Raw genomic sequence first — 6,568 nt, 5'->3', positions numbered from 1 at the left:
TATTTTTTACTAGTGCTTCAGTATCTTATTCATGTTATACTAATAAAGCGATGAGCTGATTTGTGTAAGACGAGGAATAAGGTAATACATGTGAATGTGAACACATGATTCTTCGCCACAAATATACGTAAGAAAACGTCTGTATAGGTACAGACGTTTTTTCTTTAGGATATTTTATTCTATTTTAGGAATTCCATCTATCCGCACTCAGAAAATAGAACCGTCCTCATAGTGAAAAGCAAAAGCACACTGTTAAAAGAGTCTGCCTCTGCCCTTTATTTAACATTACTTATATAGTCATTTCCTCAAAGTTCTTAAGCATTGCACGCACTTCATCTGTCGAATTCGTACTCATCAAGTCATTTCTTAATTCACTAGCACCACGGAATCCCTTCACATATATTTTGAAGAATCGTCTAAGTGGTCCGAATGGACGTGGTTCTATACTAGAATATTTATCAAATAGGTCCAGATGCACTCGTAAAAGGTCCAGTAATTCTGTACTACTATGTTCTCTCGGTTCCTTCTCAAAAGCAAATGGATTTTTAAATATCCCCCGACCTATCATCACCCCGTCCACACCATATTGTTCAACAAGCTTTAATCCTGTTTGACGGTCCGGAATGTCGCCATTTATTGTTAAAAGTGTATCTGGTGCCACTTCGTCACGAAGTTTCTTAATCTCGGGGATTAGCTCCCAATGAGCATCCACATTACTCATCTCTTTTCTAGTACGAAGGTGAATGGAGAGGTTCGCAATATCCTGCTTCAATATATGTGTCAACCAGTCCCTCCATTCATCTACTTCTGTATAACCAAGTCTAGTTTTCACACTTACAGGTAGTCCACCTGCCTTTGCTGCCTGTACTAGCTCAGCCGCAACTTCTGGGTGGCGTATAAGTCCCGCTCCTTTTCCCTTAGCAGCAACATTTGGAACAGGACATCCCATATTAATATCAATTCCCCGAAATCCTTGTTCAGCCATACCGATACTCATTTGTCTGAAGAATTCAGGTTTATCGCCCCAAATATGTGCAACAATTGGTTGCTCATCTTCAGTAAACGTTAAACGTCCTCGAACACTCTGTCTGCCCTCTGGATGACAATAGCTCTCCGTATTCGTAAACTCTGTAAAGAACACATCCGGTCTTGCCGCTTCACCAACAACGTGACGAAAAACAACATCGGTCACATCTTCCATAGGTGCAAGTACAAAAAACGGTCGTGGTAATGTAATCCAAAAATTATCTTTCATAAACAAATTCAAATCCTTTCATCATGGCTCCATTACAAGTCTTACATCCCTAAGCCTACTTTTACAAGTGTTTTGCATACAGCGAAGGAATGTGAAAGGAACCTGTCTCCTGTACCTACAATAATTAGTTTACTAGCAGTTGTAAATATTTTTTTGTTGGTAATCTGTGGGATGACAATTGGAAGAGGAGGAGAAAGTTTCTGAATGTACGTAATTTCTTAAGTTGTTGTTAAAGTTTTCCTTCTATTTTCTGTCTTTAAACCAAACAAGTTAGATCGGTAGATTTGAAATTCACACCAAAATACTACTTCATTTCCTACATAACTTTTGACTTCAACCGTAGTTAGTCGTTTTTTAAAATCTGTTTCTTTTACCCAAGCTTTTGCAATAATTCTATCATCTAGTTTAACCTGCTTAATAAAACGTATGTTAGCCTTTGAAGTTAAAGCTAGTTCATCATTGATCACTGCAATCGCTAATGAATTAGCTTGTGCAAATAAGTAATGCCCCCGAACAATCTGATTCCGACTAAATACTTGGTCATTTCCTTCTATTTCTAATATAGATATGGCAGATTTATCAAGTACTAGATCAATAATTTCTCCGATTACCTCTTCAATTGGCAACGAACGAATATCATCCTTTAGACTATTGTGAGCAATATCTTTTATCCGATCCCTTAATCCTGGAATGGATAATTCCAGTCGGTCTAGTCTTATTGTTTGTATACTCACATTGAATTTCCTAGCTAACTCTTTATCCTTTATAAAAGGAGTTTCTGAAATAATATGCTTTAATAATTCTTGTCTCTTCTCTTTATTCCTCACCGGACAATCACACCTTTTTAAGAATAACTCCATTTGAGTAACACGTTACAAACTATAATAAGATTGCTAAAAAACGACACGTAATGTTTTATATAATTACTAAGTTCGATATTCATCATCAATTTTCCTTCTAAATTATCTAAATTTACAATTTATTATGAAATAAATAACATTTTATTAGTAATATACTTATCTATAGAAAAGAAGAAGGCAAGTGTTGGATAAAATACCCTACACTTGCCATACATTACTGTTTATCAAAACTATCGAAATCTATTAGTGGTACATTAACGACACCATTGCTTCTCTAAGAGTCCATCGGCCTCGAAATATATCCATTTGGTTAATCCGTATTTTATTTGGTTCTGTTGACTACTGTTCTCTTTCGTTAACCATGTAAAAAATGATGTTTACAGGATCCTAAAGCCAGATATACTCTCTGTGATATTCATTTATTTCATGAAGCACCAGCCTTCCTCTACTCTCATTAATTGAAAAAGCTCCAGGGATTAAATGAAGATCCAGCTTGACATTACGTGTACCAAATACAATCTCACTATTACTTTTTAATAGCTCTTCATACTCCTCAATGGATAGTTCATACCGTTCATCTAACTGTTGACCGATACTTAACTCCTGTACCTTGTCTTGTCCACTTTTCGTTACTACTCCACTATAAAACTCTGAACAACAGCCAGACCCATAAGAAAAAATGCCAAGTCTTTTAGGGGAATCAAACGCCCCGTGGTCTATGGTACTTATCATGGATAAAAATACTGTAGCACCCATGATATTTCCTACACGTTGACAATATGATAACCCAGGGACAACCCTTTGATTAAAATCATTTTCAATTTCATTAGGCTTTGCCTTACACATTTTACGCATCATTTTACGATGCGCTCCTTTTACCATTCCCCCAAATGGCGTATGAAATGCTAGATAGTTGAAGGAGTCTTTATAATTCACATCTGTGACACGTTTTTCGTACTCCAAATAAGAAGCTTCACAACAATCCAAGTATGACATAAGTGACAAATCAGCATTTCCCGCTTCACTGTCTGGAATTGGTCTACAAGTATCCATCACTTCATAACCGTAATATCCGTTTGCACCAATATCAACTTGATAAACAAGGGGCTTATCACTTACTAGGATAGCTACGGCACCTGCTCCTCCGGAAGGTTCGGCAAAGGACCAGTCTGCCATAAGCGCTTCCCCCGGGTCTGCAACCGAAAACCTAGTTAGATCAGTAGCAATAACTAACACTTTTGCACCTGGTGATGCCTGAGATAATATAAAGTTTACAGCCATTTGAAAACCTGCTGTTCCTGAATAACAGGCATTCTTTAGCTCAAAAAGACGACAATTACGACTTAAATCCAAATAGTGATGAATATATGTACTAATCGATTTTCCAAAATCTATGCCTGACTCTGTACACGTTATCACCATCTCTATACGATCCTTTTCCTCCTCAGAAAGATTATCGATAAGTGGTTTTGCCGCATTTACGCCAAATGAAATAGGATCCTCATAGGGAAGGGGAACAGTCTTTTCTTTCATTAACAAATTATCAAATCTTTCGTTATCTAGATTTCGATATTTTGCTAACTTTTGAACATCTAGAAAAGCTGAGCCACCATAAAAATTAATAGATTCAATTCCTACAATCTTTTCATTCATAATTTAGTATCCTTTCATAAGATAATTTTGTTGAAAGCTTTTTCTAACTAATCAATATAATATTACTGACAAAGGGTCTCCCATATTTCACCTATAGAAATAAAACGGATTGATTCCAGTCCAGGATCCATAGAACATAGGGCAAGCTTGTGTTCTTTGTCTATATCTAACATGTGAAAATAAATATCTGTCTCTGATTCGCTATTGTAGTATACTTTCCCATTTTCGAAATGAAAGCTGATACTATCTAAAGGGATAGATAATCCTCGGCCTTTGTATTTTACATAGCTTTCCTTCAGGGTCCAATAATCCATAAATCTTCTTTGTCTATCGTCCCCATCTTTTTGAATAAGTTCTTCATATTCCGATTTACTAAAGTAATGTTCGGCAACTCCTAAGTCAATATCCTTAATTCTATCCACATCTACTCCAATTTCTTTGTCGCTCCAAGCACAGACGACCCAATTACCACCATGCGAAATGTTAAAATACTGCCCTGCCATATCATCAATATATGGTTTCCCGTACGGATTATATTGAAATAGAATTTCGACATTAGAATATGATGTTTGGAACTTACGACATAGGATGAACCTTATTAGTACCTCAGCACATATACTTCGTTTGGCATCAATTTCGAATTTGTATTTCTTCGTTTTCTCTTTCCGGGTTTCGGATAACACATGAAACAAATCGCAGTAAACCTTATCTTCTACAGCTTCATGAATATTTAATGCATATATTTCTGACATTAAATGAAACATCCTTCCATAGATTCCTAGAAGCAAAGATATTAAGTATAAAATTATTGTATGTTTAACATCCCTTTGCAATAGTTATTAAGGTGAGTAGCCGTTTCATTCATTAACATGATACCTATCTTATCGACATGTCTATTTCTCCAGTCTTCCATATTAGTTCCCTTTACCCACTGATTAAAGGCCCCTAGTGAGGAACCACATAATATCTGATAATCTGTTTGATTATCCGCTTCTCCATCTAATGCCCATTGTGCGGATTTAATATAGTACCAATTAAACGTGATGGCCATTTTCAATTTTGGGTTTTGTTCAGCTTGCTCGAGCACTTTCGAATCGAAATAAGGCTTCACTTCTCGATAAACTTCTTCCAAGCTCTTTTTAAAGTAGTTTTCTTCCAGTTGTTTTTTCACTTTCTCATCAATATCATCTAACGAATTATAACTAGTATAGATAGAGTGTAATTTATTACTCCGAACCTGGTATAGTGTTCCCCTTTTCAAAACTTGAACCTTACTACTAGTTTCATATAAATCCCATGCAGGTGCATAACCTGTGTCCTGAACATTAATAGAACTCATCATATCTTTCGCAACACTACTTATCTCAGCTTCGACAGAGCATTGATTAATAGACCCTGTAGTAATAAAATCGGCCCCCATCATAAATGCAGCTGAAGCAGCAGTCGGTGTCCCGATTCCCCCAGAAACACCAAGGCGAATTTCGTGGCTATAACCGTACTTTTCTATCATTTCACTTCTTAATCGAAAGATAGATGGCAGTACTACTAATCCATTGGCTGCATCTGTATGACCACCCGAATCACCTGCGACACATATATCACTTGCCATCGGTATACGGGTTGATAGCCGTGCTTCTTCTTCCGTAATCTCTCCTTCTTGTAATAGGTTATCGATTATTCTCTGTGGAGGTGGACTCATAAAATATTCCGCAACCTCTGGTCTAGATAATTTGGCTATTATTCGATTTTGAACCACAACATCACCGAAACTATTTGTTGTAAGTCCCTTCACTCGGTATTTGACCAACGGCTTGGTGATAGTAACATAACCAGAAGTTTCAATCGTTCTTACACCATATTGTAAAAATAATTCACAAATTTTATTTTCTCTTTCAGGATTAATTAAATCCGCTGACAAATTAAATCCATATGGCTCACCATGTGGTAGAGCTTTTTGGATATTGATAATGGCATTTTCAATTTTGGAATATTCCTGACCGACTGTCCCATAAAAACCGAGCAATCCAGACTTTCCAGCCGCAATTACTAATCGTTCTCCGGATATCCCTCTGTACATTCCACCAATTGTATAAGCATATTTCAGATTATATTCCTCTTTAAATTTAGGATTACCGAGCATCTCTGGTAATATCGCATTTGAATTTTGATCAGTCTGTTCATTACTAGATAACTCCTCCTGTTTTTTTCAGAGGAAGTTATTCTATTCCATAGCGGATTCTCTATAGTAGGAATTACGTTTGCTTCTTCTATGCTCATAGGTTCTGCTTCTCGAATTATACTATTTACCATTCCCTGAACAACTCTGCCTGGACCAACTGAAATGATATCTTGAATGTCCTTCATTAATAAATATCGAACACTGTCTGTCCATTGAACAGATGATACCAGCTGTTTTGATAAAGTTTCCATTATCTCTGAATTGGAATATGGTCTAGCATAAGTATTCGATATAACAGGTATTCTTAAATCTTGAAATGTAAATTGTTTTAAATACTCCGTAAATTCTTCCATAGCTGGTTGCATATACCTTGAATGAAATGCTCCACTAACATTGAGAACCTTATACATAAAACAATTAGGATGATTCGTAAATGCTTCACTAGCTTTTTGAATATCCTCACTATAGCCAGCGATGACTATTTGGGTAGGTGTATTTAAATTAGCAATATCGATTTCCGTTAAGTTGTTTTCTTCTAAAACTTTTTCAACCTGCTCCTTTGTTAAACCCACAACAGCAGCCATTTGGCCACCTGTTGCTTGGTACATTAGTTCTCCTCTT

Annotated in this window: 6 protein-coding genes; all 6 read right to left on the bottom strand. The window is 36.4% G+C overall.

Annotated features, from left to right (window positions below; translation table 11 throughout):
- Window positions 1-289 precede the first annotated feature (289 nt).
- Complete coding sequence (locus tag G5W_RS0115255; protein ID WP_010098002.1) at window positions 290-1,255, bottom strand: tRNA dihydrouridine synthase; 966 nt, start codon at window positions 1,253-1,255, stop codon at window positions 290-292.
- A gap of 218 nt (window positions 1,256-1,473) precedes the next feature.
- Complete coding sequence (gene fapR / locus G5W_RS0115250; protein ID WP_050801684.1) at window positions 1,474-2,115, bottom strand: transcription factor FapR; 642 nt, start codon at window positions 2,113-2,115, stop codon at window positions 1,474-1,476.
- A 387-nt stretch (window positions 2,116-2,502) separates the two neighbouring features.
- The gene (locus G5W_RS0115245; RefSeq protein WP_010097999.1) at window positions 2,503-3,768 is read right to left on the bottom strand and encodes a hydroxymethylglutaryl-CoA synthase family protein; all 1,266 of its coding nucleotides are present in this window, start codon (window positions 3,766-3,768) and stop codon (window positions 2,503-2,505) included.
- Window positions 3,769-3,830: 62 nt separating this feature from the next.
- The gene (locus G5W_RS0115240) at window positions 3,831-4,520 is read right to left on the bottom strand and encodes a 4'-phosphopantetheinyl transferase family protein (protein ID WP_010097998.1); all 690 of its coding nucleotides are present in this window, start codon (window positions 4,518-4,520) and stop codon (window positions 3,831-3,833) included.
- Window positions 4,521-4,573: 53 nt separating this feature from the next.
- Window positions 4,574-5,908, bottom strand: a complete 1,335-nt coding sequence (locus G5W_RS24380; RefSeq protein WP_010097996.1) for a PfaD family polyunsaturated fatty acid/polyketide biosynthesis protein — start codon at window positions 5,906-5,908, stop codon at window positions 4,574-4,576.
- A complete protein-coding gene (locus tag G5W_RS24540) occupies window positions 5,869-6,555 on the bottom strand; it encodes an ACP S-malonyltransferase (protein ID WP_010097994.1) in 687 nt (228 codons plus the stop codon). The genes G5W_RS24380 and G5W_RS24540 overlap by 40 nt, the downstream gene beginning before the upstream one ends.
- Window positions 6,556-6,568 lie beyond the last annotated feature (13 nt).

The organism is Ornithinibacillus scapharcae TW25 (assembly GCF_000190475.1).
Taxonomy (GTDB): domain Bacteria; phylum Bacillota; class Bacilli; order Bacillales; family Amphibacillaceae; genus Ornithinibacillus; species Ornithinibacillus scapharcae.
This window is presented reverse-complemented; position numbering and strand designations above follow the sequence as displayed.

What these genes read in the sequence shown, in the direction of transcription:
- G5W_RS0115255 (WP_010098002.1), bottom strand. Translation starts at nt 1,255, where the DNA reads ATGAAAGATAATTTTTGGATTACATTACCACGACCGTTTTTTGTACTT.
- fapR (WP_050801684.1), bottom strand. Translation starts at nt 2,115, where the DNA reads ATGGAGTTATTCTTAAAAAGGTGTGATTGTCCGGTGAGGAATAAAGAG.
- G5W_RS0115245 (WP_010097999.1), bottom strand. Translation starts at nt 3,768, where the DNA reads ATGAATGAAAAGATTGTAGGAATTGAATCTATTAATTTTTATGGTGGC.
- G5W_RS0115240 (WP_010097998.1), bottom strand. Translation starts at nt 4,520, where the DNA reads ATGTCAGAAATATATGCATTAAATATTCATGAAGCTGTAGAAGATAAG.
- G5W_RS24380 (WP_010097996.1), bottom strand. Translation starts at nt 5,908, where the DNA reads ATGCTCGGTAATCCTAAATTTAAAGAGGAATATAATCTGAAATATGCT.
- G5W_RS24540 (WP_010097994.1), bottom strand. Translation starts at nt 6,555, where the DNA reads ATGTACCAAGCAACAGGTGGCCAAATGGCTGCTGTTGTGGGTTTAACA.